The sequence below is a fragment of the Nocardioides sp. TF02-7 genome (assembly GCF_022437945.1).
In the GTDB taxonomy this organism is placed as follows: domain Bacteria; phylum Actinomycetota; class Actinomycetes; order Propionibacteriales; family Nocardioidaceae; genus Nocardioides.
Genome location: NZ_CP092535.1, coordinates 4,369,865 through 4,385,000, shown reverse-complemented (window position 1 = coordinate 4,385,000; position 15,136 = coordinate 4,369,865). Strand labels below are relative to the sequence as shown.

The 15,136-nt window shown below is 72.4% G+C and carries 12 protein-coding genes, 2 rRNA genes and 2 pseudogenes (1 of these 16 only partly in view); 15 read left to right on the top strand and 1 reads right to left on the bottom strand.

Features of this window, described 5'->3' with window-relative positions; translation table 11 throughout:
- From MF408_RS22805 to MF408_RS22795, 3 genes are all read left to right on the top strand, one after another.
- Nucleotides 1–1,331 (top strand): 23S ribosomal RNA (locus MF408_RS22805); it begins 1,830 nt to the left of the window's first position.
- A gap of 149 nt (nt 1,332–1,480) precedes the next feature.
- Nucleotides 1,481–1,597: ribosomal RNA gene (gene rrf, locus MF408_RS22800) — 5S ribosomal RNA — on the top strand.
- 181 nt (nt 1,598–1,778) lie between these two features.
- The gene (locus tag MF408_RS22795; protein WP_240249527.1) at nt 1,779–2,159 is read left to right on the top strand and encodes a single-stranded DNA-binding protein; all 381 of its coding nucleotides are present in this window, start codon (nt 1,779–1,781) and stop codon (nt 2,157–2,159) included.
- On the opposite strand, the gene MF408_RS22790 is transcribed toward MF408_RS22795, so the two are convergent.
- The gene (locus MF408_RS22790) at nt 2,119–2,310 is read right to left on the bottom strand and encodes a hypothetical protein (RefSeq protein ID WP_240249526.1); all 192 of its coding nucleotides are present in this window, start codon (nt 2,308–2,310) and stop codon (nt 2,119–2,121) included. The genes MF408_RS22795 and MF408_RS22790 overlap by 41 nt on opposite strands.
- Before the next feature lie 1,086 nt (nt 2,311–3,396).
- Between MF408_RS22790 and MF408_RS22785 the strand changes: the two genes are divergently transcribed.
- The 12 genes and pseudogenes from MF408_RS22785 to MF408_RS27385 all read left to right on the top strand — a co-directional run bounded on the left by MF408_RS22785 (nt 3,397) and on the right by MF408_RS27385 (nt 15,102).
- Nucleotides 3,397–4,563: an HAD hydrolase-like protein gene (locus MF408_RS22785; protein WP_240249525.1), complete on the top strand. Its 1,167-nt coding sequence runs from the start codon at nt 3,397–3,399 to the stop codon at nt 4,561–4,563.
- Between the two features lie 2 nt (nt 4,564–4,565).
- Nucleotides 4,566–5,438 carry a TlyA family RNA methyltransferase gene (locus MF408_RS22780; protein WP_240249524.1) on the top strand — a complete coding sequence of 291 codons (873 nt, stop codon included), beginning with the start codon at nt 4,566–4,568 and terminating at the stop codon, nt 5,436–5,438.
- Nucleotides 5,439–5,452: 14 nt separating this feature from the next.
- Complete coding sequence (locus MF408_RS22775; RefSeq protein ID WP_240249523.1) at nt 5,453–6,397, top strand: NAD kinase; 945 nt, start codon at nt 5,453–5,455, stop codon at nt 6,395–6,397.
- A gap of 534 nt (nt 6,398–6,931) precedes the next feature.
- Nucleotides 6,932–8,179, top strand: a complete 1,248-nt coding sequence (locus MF408_RS22770) for a hypothetical protein (RefSeq protein WP_345893798.1) — start codon at nt 6,932–6,934, stop codon at nt 8,177–8,179.
- Between the two features lies 1 nt (nt 8,180).
- A pseudogene (locus MF408_RS22765) lies at nt 8,181–9,895 on the top strand (CTP synthase).
- 37 nt (nt 9,896–9,932) lie between these two features.
- A complete protein-coding gene (locus tag MF408_RS22760) occupies nt 9,933–10,487 on the top strand; it encodes an NUDIX hydrolase (protein ID WP_240249522.1) in 555 nt (184 codons plus the stop codon).
- Nucleotides 10,484–11,599 carry an alanine dehydrogenase gene (ald, locus tag MF408_RS22755; protein WP_240249521.1) on the top strand — a complete coding sequence of 372 codons (1,116 nt, stop codon included), beginning with the start codon at nt 10,484–10,486 and terminating at the stop codon, nt 11,597–11,599. Before MF408_RS22760 ends, ald begins: the two co-directional genes overlap by 4 nt.
- A 22-nt stretch (nt 11,600–11,621) precedes the next feature.
- Entirely contained in the window at nt 11,622–12,545 is a 924-nt protein-coding gene (xerD, locus tag MF408_RS22750) for a site-specific tyrosine recombinase XerD (RefSeq protein WP_240249520.1), read from the top strand.
- On the top strand, nt 12,538–12,957 hold the full coding sequence (locus tag MF408_RS27400) for a DEAD/DEAH box helicase (protein ID WP_240249519.1): 420 nt from the start codon (nt 12,538–12,540) through the stop codon (nt 12,955–12,957). Before xerD ends, MF408_RS27400 begins: the two co-directional genes overlap by 8 nt.
- A complete protein-coding gene (locus tag MF408_RS27395; RefSeq protein WP_240249518.1) occupies nt 12,957–13,472 on the top strand; it encodes a hypothetical protein in 516 nt (171 codons plus the stop codon). The genes MF408_RS27400 and MF408_RS27395 overlap by 1 nt, the downstream gene beginning before the upstream one ends.
- Nucleotides 13,418–14,503 (top strand): annotated as a pseudogene (locus tag MF408_RS27390) (DUF3516 domain-containing protein); the annotation flags it as partial. The gene MF408_RS27395 and the pseudogene MF408_RS27390, both read left to right, overlap by 55 nt.
- Before the next feature lie 221 nt (nt 14,504–14,724).
- On the top strand, nt 14,725–15,102 hold the full coding sequence (locus MF408_RS27385) for a DUF3516 domain-containing protein (RefSeq protein ID WP_345893797.1): 378 nt from the start codon (nt 14,725–14,727) through the stop codon (nt 15,100–15,102).
- The last annotated feature ends 34 nt before the right edge of the window (nt 15,103–15,136 follow it).

The window sequence follows — 15,136 nt, the reverse complement described above, 5'->3', positions numbered from 1 at the left end:
GCCGAGAAAAACCTCTAGCGAGCCACGAGCCGCCCGTACCCCAAACCGACTCAGGTGATCAGGTAGAGAATACCAAGGCGATCGAGACAACCATGGTTAAGGAACTCGGCAAAATGCCCCCGTAACTTCGGGAGAAGGGGGACCTGATCCGTGAACCCACTTGCTGGGGGAAGCGGTGATGGTCGCAGAGACCAGGCCCAAGCGACTGTTTACTAAAACACAGGTCCGTGCGAAGTTGTAAGACGATGTATACGGACTGACTCCTGCCCGGTGCTGGAAGGTTAAGAGGACGGGTTAGAGCGCAAGCTCGAAGCTCAGAATTTAAGCCCCAGTAAACGGCGGTGGTAACTATAACCATCCTAAGGTAGCGAAATTCCTTGTCGGGTAAGTTCCGACCTGCACGAATGGAGTAACGACTTGGGCGCTGTCTCAACCATGGACTCGGCGAAATTGCACTACGAGTAAAGATGCTCGTTACGCGCGGCAGGACGGAAAGACCCCGGGACCTTTACTATAGTTTGGCATTGGTGTTTGGTTCGGCTTGTGTAGGATAGGTGGGAGACTGTGAAGCTGGCACGCCAGTGTCGGTGGAGTCATCGTTGAAATACCACTCTGGTCGTACTAGATGTCTAACCTAGGGCCATGATCTGGTTCAGGGACAGTGCCTGATGGGTAGTTTAACTGGGGCGGTTGCCTCCTAAAATGTAACGGAGGCGCTCAAAGGTTCCCTCAGCCTGGTTGGCAATCAGGTTTCGAGTGTAAGTGCACAAGGGAGCTTGACTGTGAGACAGACATGTCGAGCAGGGACGAAAGTCGGAACTAGTGATCCGGCCACTGCGAGTGGAAGCGTGGTCGCTCAACGGATAAAAGGTACCCCGGGGATAACAGGCTGATCTTCCCCAAGAGTCCATATCGACGGGATGGTTTGGCACCTCGATGTCGGCTCGTCGCATCCTGGGGCTGGAGTAGGTCCCAAGGGTTGGGCTGTTCGCCCATTAAAGCGGCACGCGAGCTGGGTTTAGAACGTCGTGAGACAGTTCGGTCCCTATCCGCCGCGCGCGTAGGAAACTTGAGAAAGGCTGTCCCTAGTACGAGAGGACCGGGATGGACGAACCTCTGGTGTGCCAGTTGTCCCGCCAGGGGCAGGGCTGGTTAGCTACGTTCGGAAGTGATAACCGCTGAACGCATCTAAGCGGGAAGCACGTTTCAAGATGAGGTTTCCCCACCCCGTGAGGGTGTAAGGCCCCCAACAGACTATTGGGTTGATAGGCCGGAGGTGTACAGCAGCAATGCCCAGCCGACCGGTACTAATAGGCCGAACACTTGCCACACAAACCCCCAACACAACCAACAAACACACGCGTGTTTGTCTCGCGTCCACACAAGAACCCGACCCCCATCATTCCGGGCCGGCTGATCCCGATCGGCCACCGGAAGTCTCTTGGGGGGTCCACGGGGGGCTCGCCCCCGTGCATAGAGTTACGGCGGCCATAGCGGCAGGGAAACACCCGGTCCCATCCCGAACCCGGAAGTTAAGCCTGCCAGCGCCGATGGTACTGCAACCGAGAGGCTGTGGGAGAGTAGGACGCCGCCGGACAAACCTTACGAACGGGCCACCAGGAGACTGGTGGCCCGTTCGGCATCCTCGTCCTGTTTCCCGGCCTCGTGCCCACTTCCCGTCCACAGGCCGCTGCCGGGCCGCCGTCGTCCACAGGCCGTGACCGGGGTCGTGCGGTAGGTCGGCGCCGGCCCGTTTGCTTCTCCCGAGGAGGTGCCGGATGAGCACGAGGAACGAGAAGAGCAGGGGCCCGTCGACCGGCTCGCGCAACGAGGTGCACCTGGTGGGTGCCGTGTCGGGGACGCCGGAGACGCGGGAGCTGCCGAGCGGGGACCTGGTGTGCGTGGCGCGGGTGGTCGTGCCCCGCACGCCGGTGCGGGTGCGGGGGGACGGGCGCAGGAGCCCGAGCGTCGACGTGATCGACTGCTGCGCCTGGGACGCCCGGCCGCGCCGGTCGCTCGGCGGCTGGCAGCCGGGCGACGAGGTGGAGGTGACCGGTGCGCTGCGCCGCCGGTTCTTCCGCACCGGCGGCGCGACGGCGTCGCGGGTGGAGGTGGAGGTCAGCTCGGCGCGGGTGGTTCGTCGCGCAACGGCCGGATGAGCACGCCGAGGCTCGGCTTGGGCTGGAACGACGTGGCCTTCTCGGGGAGCAGCCGGTCGTCCTCGGCGATCCGCTGCACCAGCTCGACCGCGGGTGCCGGCATCAGCACGGCGACCGCGCGTCCAGGGCCCGGCGCGGGCCAGGGCGTCATCGACGGTGTGGTGGTAGCCGACCGCGGCGGGGCCGTGCGGCAGGGCGGGAACGAGCTGTCCGTGGAGGACCTCGACGGCGGCCCGGTCGGCCGGCAGGTCGAGCTCGAGGACCGCCCACTCCTCGCCGTCGGTCGCTGCCAGCGTCGACGGGCCGAGTGCGCCGACCGCCTCGGGCTGGCGTCGGGCGTGAAACGCCATGCCGAGGCTCTCCGCCGCGTCGCGGAGGTCGGCGAGCGAGGTGCCGGCGAGGGTGCGGTGGATCGGGCCGAGGAAGAGGGGAGTGGTGCTCTGGTCGACCAGCATCGCGAGACCGAGGTCGCACGGACCGCCCGGCTCGCGGCGCTGGAGCCGCAGGTACGCCGCGTACCGGTGGTGTCCGTCGGCGATGAGCGCCCGCGTGCCGCGCAGCTCGGCGGCGACCTGCTCGAGCAGGTGGGGCTCGCGGATCGCCCAGACCCGGTGCTGCTGCTCGGAGCGGTCGGTGAACTGGTGCTCGGGGGTCCGCGCCAGCGTCGCGGCGACGAGCTCCTGCAGCGGCGGGGTCGCGTGGTGGACGAGGAGGATCGGAGCGGGGTTGAGCCCCATCTCCGCCATCCGGTCGGCGAGGTCGTCGGCCTGGGCCGGGTGGATCCCCCTCGTGGGGCAGCACCGCACGGTCCTCGGGCCGCGTGGCCCGACGCGACACGTCCAGCGCTCCTACCAGGCCCCGCACCGTCATCCCGGCCGAGGTGTACTCGTGCAGGTAGAGCGCGGGTTCCCGGTCCCGGCGCAGGAGTCCGCGGGCCTGCCAGCGCGTCAGCCGGGCGGCGACCCCGTGGTAGGGCCGGGCGAAGGCCCGCCCCGTCGACGGGTCACCGACGCGCTGCGGCGCGAGCATCATCCCGGGGAACGGGAGCAGCCGCAGCGGGCCCGCGACGTACGGGGGTGTCACCAGGTGGCCGGTGTGACCGGAGCGGCCGGGGTCGGGCATTGCGCCATCGTAGGAAGGAACCGGAAGCGCACCTGAGAGGGTGGGGCCGTGTTGAGCGCATCTTCGGATCCCCTGGTGGCGGCCCACGACCTCGCGATGCTCGACCTCGACGGGGGTGGTCTACGTCGGCGGTGAGGCCGTCCCCGGCGCGCCCGAGCACCTGCGGGCGGTGCGCCGGGCGGGGATGCGGCTCGCGTTCATCACCAACAACGCCGCCCGGACGCCGCAGGTCGTGGCCGAGCACCTCACCGCGCTCGGGGTCGAGGCGCGGACCGAGGACGTCGTGACGTCGGCGCAGGCCGCCGCGCACCTCGTGGTCGAGCGGCACGGCGCCGGGGTGCCCGTCGTGTGCCTGGGCGGACCCGGCCTCGAGGCCGCGCTCCGCGAGGAGGGGCTGTGCCCCGTCGGCGTCGACGACGACGCGGAGGCGGTCGTGACCGGCTACGGGCCGGACGTGCTGTGGCGCGACATCATGCGGGTCGCCGTCCGGATCCGCGAGGGGCTGCCCTGGGTCGCCAGCAACACCGACACCACGATCCCGACGCCGTTCGGCGTGGCGCCCGGGCACGGCGTCCTGGTCGACACGCTGCGCCGGTTCAGCGGGGTCGAGCCGGCGGTCGCCGGGAAGCCGCAGCGCCCGCTGCTCGACGAGACCGTACGCCGGGTGGGCGGGCGCCGTCCGCTGATGGTCGGTGACCGGCTCGACACCGACATCGAGGGCGCGCAGCGCGCCGGTGTGCCGGCGCTGCTGGTGCTCACCGGGGTCACCGGCCTGCCGGAGCTGGTCGACGCGCCGCCCGCGCTGCGGCCGACGTACCTCTCCACCGACCTCGGCGGGCTGCTCGTCCCGCACGCCGCCCCGCAGCGGCTGGCTGACGACGGCAATGGGTGGCGGGCAGGTGGCTGGGTCGCCGCGGTCCGCGACGGTGCCTTGGCGGTGACCGGCGAGGGGCACCCCCGACGACTGGTGGCGGGCCGCCGCCGCGGCGGCGTGGGCGCACCTGGACGCCACCGGCTCGACCGTGGACACGACCGGGGCGGTGGTGCCCGGGCCGCCGGCCCCCGATGCCGTAGCCTCGCTGCCATGACCGACGAACCCGTGACCGCCGACGCCGTGGAGCGGAGCGGCTTCGAGCCGACCGGCATCGCGTCGATCGACGAGGTCCTCGACCGCGTCGCCGGGCTCGACGAGCGTCCCCTCGAGGAGCACGCGGCGGTCTTCGAGACCGCGCACGCCGAGCTGCGCCGGACGCTGGACGACCCGCCCGACGGGTCCGCCTGACCGTGCCGCCCCGCCGGCTCCGGCTCGACGCCGAGCTCGTGCGGCGCGGCCTCGCGCCGTCGCGCGAGCGGGCTGCGCAGCTCGTCGCGGACGGCCGGGTCCGCGTCTCCGGCACGGTCGCCACCAAGCCGGCGACCGGGGTCACGACCGACGTCGCCATCGTGGTCAGCGAGGCCGAGCACGGTCCGGACTACGTCTCCCGCGGGGCGCACAAGCTCGCCGGAGCACTCGCCGTCTTCGGCCCGGCCGGGTTCACGGTCGCGGGCCGACGGTGTCTCGACGCCGGGGCGTCGACCGGCGGGTTCACCGACGTCCTGCTGCGCGCCGGCGCCGCGGAGGTGGTCGCGGTCGACGTGGGCTACGGCCAGCTCCACTGGTCGCTGCGCCAGGACCCGCGGGTCGTCGTGCACGACCGCCAGAACGTCCGCGCCCTCACCCCGGACCTCGTCGGTGGGCCCGTCGACGTCGTGGTGGGCGACCTCTCGTTCATCTCGCTGTCGCTGGTTCTCGACGCGCTCCTGGGCGTGACCCGGGCCGACGGCGACCTCGCCCTGATGGTGAAGCCCCAGTTCGAGGTCGGCAAGGACCGGGTCGGCAAGGGCGGCGTGGTGCGCGACCCGGGGCTGCGGGCCGACGCGGTGCTCGGCGTCGCCGACGCCGCCGCCGACCGCGGCTGGGGGGCGCACGGCGTCACGGTCAGCCCGCTGCCCGGGCCGTCCGGCAACGTCGAGTTCTTCCTGTGGCTGCGCCGGGGGAGCCGCGACCGTCGACCGGGCGAGGATCGCCGATGTCGTCCGCCGGGGGACCGACGACCTGGGCCGAACGGAGCCGGAGCCGGCGCAGGCGGAGTCGGCCGAGGCCGAGTCGGGGAGTAGGACACACTGATCCCGTGACGACGTCAGCCGACACGACCCGCCGGGTCCTCGTCCTCGCCCACACCGGGCGCGACGAGGCCCGTGACGTCGCCCGGGCGTTCGTCAAGGAGCTCACCGGCCACGGCATCGTCGTCCGCCTCCTGCGTTCGGAGGCCGAGGACCTCGGCGTCGGTCCCGGCGACTACGTGCCGGCGGTGGAGCTGACCGACTCCGAGACCGACGCCAGCCGCGGCTGCGAGCTCACCGTCGTCATCGGCGGCGACGGCAGCATCCTCCGCGCCGCCGAGGTGACCCACGAGCGGCTCACGCCCGTGCTGGGCGTCAACCTCGGCCACGTCGGCTTCCTCGCCGAGGCCGAGCACGAGGACGTCGCCGCCACCATCGAGGCGATCATCGAGCAGCGCTACTCCACCGAGGACCGGCTGACGCTCGACGTGCGCGCCTACCTCGACGGCGCGCTGGTCTACTCCACGTTCGCCGTCAACGAGGCGAGCGTCGAGAAGGCCGCGCGCGAGCGGATGCTGGAGGTGGTGGTCGAGATCGACGGCCGCCCCCTGTCGCGCTGGGGCTGCGACGGCGTCGTCTGTGCCACGCCGACCGGGTCGACCGCCTACAACTTCAGCGCCGGCGGGCCGATCGTCTGGCCGCAGGTCGAGGCGCTCTGCATCGTCCCGCTGAGCGCCCACGCGCTCTTCGCCCGGCCGATGGTGGTCGGTCCGTCGTCGGTGATCGCGATCGAGGTGCTCGCCGGCACCGAGGGCGCCGGCGTCCTGTGGTGCGACGGCCGGCGCAGCGTCGACCTGCCGCCCGGGGCGCGCATCGAGGTGAGCCGCGGGCTCCGGCCGGTGCGCCTGGTCCGGCTCCACGAGGCGCCGTTCGCCGACCGGCTCGTCGCCAAGTTCGGGCTCTCCGTGGAGGGGTGGAGAGGCGCGGCCGAGAAGAGGCGGAGCCGGTCGTGATCGAGGAGATCCGGATCGGCTCGCTCGGGGTCATCGACGCCTCGGTCCTCGAGCTCGGACCGGGGCTCACCGTCCTGACCGGCGAGACCGGTGCGGGCAAGACGATGGTGGTGACCGCGCTCGGGTTGCTCCTCGGCGGCCGGGCGGACAGCGGGGCCGTGCGGGTCGGTGCCAAGCAGGCGCGGGTCGAGGGCGTCGTCCGCAGCACCGGGCTGCCGACGCTGGCCGCCGCGGTCGAGGAGGCCGGCGGCGCGGTCGAGGACGACCAGGTCGTGCTCGCCCGCAACGTGAGCGCCGAGGGCCGGTCGCGGGCCTACGTCGGCGGCGCGGGCGTGCCGGTCGCCACCCTGGCGGAGGTCGCCGAGCCGTTGGTGGCGGTGCACGGGCAGTCCGACCAGCACCGGCTGCTGCGGGCGAGCACGCAGCGGGCGGCCCCTCGACCAGTTCGGCCACGACCGGGTCGGGCCGCTGCTCCAGGAGTACGCCGCCACGCACGACGAGCTGGTCGCGACCGAGCGCGAGCTGGCCGAGGTCGTGGCCACCGCCCGCGAGCGGGCCCGCGAGGCCGACCTGCTGCGGTTCGGCGTCGAGGAGATCTCGGCGGTCTCGCCCCAACCAGGGGAGGACGCCGACCTCGCCGCCGAGGAGGCGCGGCTGGGGCACTCCGACACCCTCCGCACGGCCGCCGAGCAGGCCCGGGAGGCGCTGTCGAGCGAGCAGGGCTCGCCCGACGCGCTCGCCGCGGTCGCCGCCGCCCGCGGCCTCCTCGACGGCGTCCGCGACCACGACCCCGAGGCCGGTGAGCTGGCCGACCGGGTCGCCGAGGTGACCTACCTGCTGAGCGACCTCGCCGCCGACGTGGCGTCGTACGCCTCCCGCATCGAGACCGACCCGCAGCGGCTCGCCGCGGTGTCCGAGCGCCGAGCGGCGTTGACGGCGCTGACCCGCAAGTACGGCGACACCGTCGACGAGGTGCTCGGCTGGGGCGCCCAGGCCGCCACCCGCCTGGTCGAGCTCGACTCGACCGACGAGACGATCGAGCGGCTGACCGCGGCGCGGACCGTGCTCCGCTCGAGGCTCGCCGACCTCGCCTCGGCGCTGACGGACGCCCGGTCGGAGGCCGCCGGGCGGCTCGCCGCCGCCGTCACCGACGAGCTCGGGCTGCTCGCGATGCCCGACGCCCGGCTCGAGGTGCGGGTGGCCCAGCGGGCGACGGCCGCACCCGGCGACCCGGCGCACCCGCCGCCCGACGCGCTCCTCGTCGGTGACCGCTGGCTGCGGTTCACCCGCCACGGCGTCGACGAGGTCGAGCTGCTGCTCGCCGCCAACACCGGCTCCGAGCCGCGGCCGTTGCACAAGGGCGCCTCCGGGGGCGAGCTGTCGCGGGTGATGCTGGCGGTCGAGGTGTGCCTGGCCGGCACCAACCCGGTGCCGACGTTCGTCTTCGACGAGGTCGACGCCGGCGTGGGCGGCGCCGCGGCCGTCGAGATCGGTCGCCGCCTGGCCGCCCTGGCCCGGCACGCCCAGGTGCTGGTCGTGACCCACCTGCCCCAGGTCGCCGCCTTCGCCGACCGGCACGTCGTGGTGCGGAAGGCCAGCGACGGGTCGGTGACCAGCTCCGGCCTGGCCACGCTCGACGACGCCGGCCGCGAGCAGGAGCTGTCCCGCATGCTGGCCGGCCTCGCCGGCTCCGACTCCGCGCTCGCCCACGCCCGCGAGCTGCTCGAGATGGCGCAGAACACGCAGCCGCCGATGGTGCCCGACCCCTCGACCGACCGATAGGGTGGAATCCCGTGAAGATGGCCCCCCGAGTGGAACGACCAAGCACCTGTTCGTGACCGGGGGCGTCGCCTCCTCGTTGGGGGAAGGGACTGACGGCCTCCAGCCTCGGTCGGCTGCTGCGCAGCCGCGGGCTGCGGGTGACGATGCAGAAGCTGGACCCCCTACCTCAACGTCGACCCGGGGACGATGAACCCGTTCCAGCACGGCGAGGTGTTCGTCACCAACGACGGGGCCGAGACCGACCTCGACATCGGGCACTACGAGCGGTTCCTCGACACCGACCTCAGCCAGATCGCCAACGTCACGACCGGCCAGGTGTACTCGCAGGTGATCGCCAAGGAGCGCAAGGGCGAGTACCTCGGTGACACGGTCCAGGTGATCCCGCACATCACCAACGAGATCAAGGACCGGATCCTGGCGATGGGCCGCGGCCCGGAGCCCGTCGACATCGTGATCACCGAGGTCGGCGGCACCGTCGGCGACATCGAGTCGCTGCCGTTCCTCGAGGCGGCCCGCCAGGTGCGCCACGACATCGGCCGCGACAACTGCTTCTTCCTCCACGTCTCGCTGGTGCCCTACATCGGCCCCTCCGGCGAGCTGAAGACGAAGCCGACCCAGCACTCCGTCGCCGCCCTGCGGCAGGTCGGCATCCAGCCCGACGCCGTGGTGTGCCGCGCGGACCGGGAGCTGCCGGAGTCGATCAAGCGCAAGATCTCGCTGATGTGCGACGTCGACCAGGAGGCCGTGGTCACCGCGGCCGACGCGCCGTCGATCTACGACATCCCCAAGGTGCTGCACAGCGAGGGGCTCGACGCCTACGTCGTCCGCCGGCTCAACCTGCCGTTCCGCGACGTGGACTGGACCGACTGGGACGACCTGCTCCGTCGCGTCCACCACCCGAAGGAGGAGGTCGTGGTCGCGCTGGTCGGCAAGTACGTCGACCTCCACGACGCCTACCTGTCGGTGGCGGAGGCGCTCCGGGCGGGCGGCTTCGCCCACGACACCATGGTCGACCTGCGCTGGATCCCGTCCGACGAGTGCCAGACGCCCGCTGGTGCCGCCCGGCACCTCCACGACGTCGACGCCGTCTGCGTGCCCGGGGGCTTCGGCGTGCGCGGCATCGAGGGCAAGCTGGGTGCCCTGCACTACGCGCGCACCCACGGCATCCCGACCCTCGGCCTCTGCCTGGGCCTGCAGTGCATGGTCATCGAGTACAGCCGCAACGTGCTCGGCCTCGAGTCGGCCGGCTCCACCGAGTTCGACCCGCAGACGCCGGAGCCGGTGATCGCGACCATGGCGGAGCAGAAGGACATCGTCGCGGGTGACGGTGACCTCGGCGGCACGATGCGGCTCGGTCTCTACCCGGCCCGGCTCGCCGACGGCTCGATCGTCGCCGAGGCCTACGGCTCGACCGCCATCGAGGAGCGGCACCGCCACCGCTACGAGGTCAACAACGCCTACCGCGACAAGCTCGCCGAGGCCGGCCTGGTGTTCTCGGGCCTCAACACCGAGCTCGACCTGGTCGAGTTCGTCGAGCTGCCCCGCGACGTCCATCCCTACTACGTCGCCACCCAGGCGCACCCCGAGCTCCGCTCGCGACCGACCCGCCCGCACCCGCTGTTCGCGGGGCTGGTGGGCGCCGCCCTCGACCGTCAGCGCGAGCTGCGGATCCCGCTCGACGAGTCGGTCCTCCACCCCGAGCCGGCCGAGCAGTGACCGACGAGCGGCTCGTCGACGCACCGGGGAGTGGCCGGTGGTCGGCTCCACCGACCTGCACCGCGACGACTGGGTGGTGGCGCTGCGCCGCGACCAGGTCCACCCGCCCGACGACGGCACCGAGCCGTTCGGGCGGCTGGTGCTGGAGCACCCGGGCGCGGCGCTTGTGCTCGCCCTGGAGGACCGGGACGGCGAGGAGCACGTCTGCCTGATCCGGCAGTACCGGCACGCCGCGGGCGGCACCTTCGTCGAGCTGCCCGCCGGGATCTGCGACGTGCCCGGGGAGGACCCGGTCGAGACCGCGAAGCGGGAGCTGCGCGAGGAGGTCGCCCTCGAGGCGGCCGAGTGGCAGCACCTGCTGACGGCGTACCCGTCGCCGGGGATCAGCAGCGAGGTCCACCACGTCTACGTCGCCCGCGGCCTGACCGCCGTCGACAACGACTTCGACCCCGAGCACGAGGAGGCACAGCTCGAGGTGCTCTGGGTGCCGTTCCGCGACCTGCTGGCCGCCGTGCTCGACGGCCGGGTCCGAGAGGCGCCGCTCGCGCTGGCCACGCTGCGGTACCACGCGGGTATATCGTCGCGCTCGTGAAGCTCGGCGTCCCGAAGGAAGTCAAGAACCACGAGTACCGCGTGGCGATCACCCCGATCGGGGTGCACGAGCTGGTGGCGCACGGGCACGAGGTGCTGATCGAGGCCGACGCGGGTGTGCCGTCGGGGATCCCCGACGAGGAGTACGTCGCCGCGGGCGCGCGGATGCTGACGTCGGCCGACGAGGTGTGGGGCGGCGCCGACCTGGTGCTGAAGGTGAAGGAGCCGGTCGCCGAGGAGTACCACCGGCTGCGCCCGGGGCTGGTGCTGTTCACCTTCCTGCACCTCGCGGCGGACAAGGAGCTGACCGAGGAGCTGGTCGCACGCGAGGTCACCGCCATCGCCTACGAGACCGTGCAGCTGCCCTCCGGCGGGTTGCCGCTGCTCTACCCGATGTCGGAGGTGGCGGGCTGCCTGGCACCGCAGGTGGGGGCGCACGCACTGCTCAAGGCCAACGGCGGCCGGGGAGTCCTCCTCGGCGGTGTCGGCGGGGTCGCCAACGCCAAGGTCGTCGTGATCGGCGCCGGGGTCGCCGGCCAGAACGCCGCCAACATCGCGCTCGGCATGGGCGCCGACGTCACCCTGCTCGACACCGACCTCGACAAGCTCCGGATGTCGTTCTGGCGCTACAACAACCGGGTGCACGGGCTGGCGTCGTCGAGGCTGGCGATCCAGGAGCAGGTCCGCGAGGCCGACCTGGTGATCGGGGCGGTGCTCATCCCGGGCGCCGCCGCACCCAAGCTGGTGAGCAACCAGCTGGTCTCGGAGATGAAGCCCGGCTCGGTGCTCGTCGACATCGCCGTCGACCAGGGCGGCTGCTTCGAGGACACCCGCCCGACCACCCACGCGGACCCGACGTTCGCGGTGCACGGCTCCACGTTCTACTGCGTCGCCAACATGCCCGGGGCGGTGCCCAACACCTCCACCTACGCTCTGACGAACGCGACCCTGCCCTACGTCGTCGCGCTGGCCGACAAGGGCTGGCAGCAGGCCTGCCGCGACGACCGCAGCCTCGCCCTCGGCCTCAACACCCACGCCGGCCGGCTCACCAGCGCCCCGGTCGGCGAGGCCGTCGGGATCGCGCCGGTGGCCCTCGACGAGGCGCTGGCCTGACCAGGTGCAGACTCCCGGCCCGTTGGACCGTGCGATCCGCACGTACCTCGACCACCTCTCCGTGGAGAAGGGCCTGGCCGCCAACACGCTCTCGTCCTACCGCCGCGACCTGCGCCGCTACCGGGAGCACCTCGCGGAGGCCGGGATCGACGCGCTCGACGCGGTGTCGGAGGCGACGGTGACCGACTTCCTGGTCCGGCTGCGGGAGGGCGACGCCCGGCACCCCGCGCTGAGCGCCTCGTCGGCGGCGCGCACCGTCGTCGCCGTCCGCGGCTTCCACCGGTTCGCGGTGGCCGACGGCCTGGCGACCGCCGACCCCGCCGCCGCCGTGCGGCCGCCCACCCCGGCCAAGCGGTTGCCGAAGGCGCTGCCCCTGGCCGACGTCGAGGCGATCCTCGAGGCCGCGGGCGCCCCCGGCACGACGCTCGCGCTGCGCGACCGCGCGCTGCTGGAGCTGCTCTACGGCACCGGCGCGCGCATCTCGGAGGCCGTGGGCCTCGACGTCGACGACGTCGACGTCGACGACGCCGAGGGGGTCGTGCTGCTGCGTGGCAAGGGCGGCAAGGAGCGGGTGGTGCCGGTCGGCTCCTACGCCCGCACCGCGCTGTCGGCGTACCTGGTCCGCGGCCGGCCCGCGTTGCTGGCCGAGGGACGGGGGACGCCGGCGCTGTTCCTCAACGCGCGCGGCGGCCGGCTGTCGCGGCAGTCGGCGTGGGCGGTGCTGGTCCGCGCCGCCGAGCGCGCCGGGGTCAGCAAGGACGTCTCGCCGCACACCTTGCGACACTCGTTCGCCACCCACCTGCTCGACGGTGGCGCCGACGTCCGTGTCGTGCAGGAGCTGCTCGGCCACGCGTCGGTGACGACGACCCAGGTCTACACCCTGGTGACGGTCGACAACCTGCGCGAGGTGTTCGCGACCGCCCACCCGAGGGCACGCCATGGCTGACGGCACGGTCGTCGACGGGGCCGACGCGGCCTACGAGCGGGTCCTCGCGCACGCCGAGGCGCGCGGCCTCGAGCTGTACCCGCACCAGGAGGAGGCGATCCTGGAGCTGCTCGCCGGCGACAACGTGGTGCTCGCGACGCCCACCGGCTCGGGCAAGTCCCTGGTCGCGCTGGCCGCCCACATGTTCGCGCTGGCCGAGGACCGGGTGTCTTTCTACACCGCGCCCATCAAGGCGCTGGTGAGCGAGAAGTTCTTCGACCTGTGCGAGGTCTTCGGCGCCGACGACGTCGGCATGCTGACCGGCGACGTGGCGGTCAACGCCGACGCGCCGATCATCTGCTGCACGGCGGAGGTGCTCGCCAACATCGCCCTGCGGGGAGGGGCACCCGCGCCGACGTCGGGCTGGTCGTGATGGACGAGTTCCACTTCTACGGCGAGCCGGGCCGCGGCTGGGCGTGGCAGGTGCCGCTGCTCGAGCTGCCCCAGGCCCAGTTCCTGCTGATGTCGGCCACGCTGGGCGACGTGACCGGGCTGGCCGCCGACCTCACCCGCCGCAACGGCCGGGCGACCGCCGTCGTCCACGACGCGGTGCGACCGGTGCCGCTGAGCTTCTCCTGGTCGCTCACACCGCTCGACGAGACCCTCGAGGAGCTGGTCACCACCGGCCAGGCGCCGGTCTACGTCGTGCACTTTCACCCAGGCGGCAGCCGTCGAGCACGCGACCGTGCTGCTCGCCCGCGGCCGGTTCCAGTCCCGGGCCGAGGCCCGCGAGGAGATCGCCGAGCGGCTGGCCGGCGTCCGGTTCGCGGCCGGCTTCGGGAAGACCCTGTCCAAGCTGCTGCGCAAGGGGGATCGGCGTCCACCACGCCGGCATGCTGCCGCGCTACCGGCGACTGGTCGAGCAGCTCGCACAGGCCGGCCTGCTGACCGTCATCTGCGGCACCGACACCCTCGGCGTCGGCGTCAACGTGCCGATCCGCACGGTGCTGTTCACCGGCCTGGCGAAGTTCGACGGCCAGCGGCAGCGGGTGCTCCGCGCGCGGGAGTTCCACCAGATCGCCGGCCGGGCCGGGAGGGCGGGGTTCGACACCGCCGGCTACGTCGTGGTCCAGGCGCCCGAGCACGTGATCGAGAACGAGAAGGCCAAGGCCAAGGCGGAGGCCCGCAACGCGGCCAACCCGAAGAAGAAGTCGAAGCCGCAGCTGAAGAAGCCGCCCGAGGGCACCGTGGTGTGGACCGAGCAGACCTTCGGGAAGTTGGTGGAGGGCAGGCCGGAGCCGCTGAAGTCGCAGATGAAGGTCGACAACGCGATGCTGGTCAACGTCGCGGCCCGCGAGGAGGACGCCTTCGGCGTCATGCGGCGGCTGATGACCGACAACCACGAGGACCGGCGCGGCCAGCTGCGGCTGGCCCGCCGGGCGGTGCGGCTGGCACGTACGCTCGTCGCCTCCGGCGTGCTCACCCGTCTCGACGAGGTCGACGAGCGGGGCCGGCGCTACGTGCTCACCGAGGCGCTGCCCGACACCTTCGCGCTCAACCAGCCGCTGTCGCACTTCGCGCTCGCGGTCCTCGACGTGCTCGACCCCGCGGTGCCGACGTACACCCTCGACGTCGTCTCCGTGGTCGAGGCCGTCCTCGAGGCGCCGCGGCCGCTGCTGATGGCGCAGCAGCACGCGGCGCGCGGCGAGGCGATCTCCGCGCTGAAGGCCGAGGGCGTGGAGTACGACGAGCGGATGGCGCTGATCGAGGACGTCACCTGGCCCGAGCCGCTCGCGGACCTGCTCGAGCCGCTCTACGAGACCTACCGCGAGCGCCAGCCGTGGCTCTCCCCGGACGCGCTGGTGCCGAAGTCGGTGGTCCGCCAGATGTGGGAGCAGGGCATGGGGTTCACCGACCTGGTCTCCCGCTACCAGGTCGCCCGCTCCGAGGGCCTGGTCCTGCGCTACCTCACCGACGCCTACCGGGCGCTGCGGCAGGTCGTGCCGGCCGCCCGCCGCACCGACGAGCTCGACCTGCTGGTGGGAGTGGCTGGACGAGACCGTGCGACAGGTCGACTCCTCCCTGCTCGACGAGTGGGAGGCGCTCTCCGACCCCGACCACGCCTCCCGCGCCGTCCGCGAGCACGCGCCGCCCCCGCCGCCGCGTCCCCCTGTCGCAGCAGGGCCGGGTGTTCGACGTCATGGTGCGCAACGCGCTGTGGCGCCGCGTGGAGCTGGTCGCCCGCGACGACCTCGACGGCCTGGTCGCCCTCGAGGCGGCCGCCGCCGAGTCCGCGGTGCACCCGCCCGAGACCCCCATGACGCGGGACCGGTGGGAGACCGCGCTCGACGGGTACTACGACGAGCACGACGAGGTCCTCACCGACGCCGACGCCCGCGGGCCGCAGCTGTTCACGTTCGAGGCGGCCGTCGACGGCGTCCGTCGCGCCACCCAGACGCTCCACGACCCCGCCGGCCACCACGACTGGGTCGTCGAGGCGGTCGTCGACCTCGCCGCGTCCGACGAGGTCGGCGAGGCGGTGGTGCTCGTCGACGCCATGCGCAGGCTGGGCGGCTGACCCGGACACCGAGGGTGGTCGCGACCGATCCCGA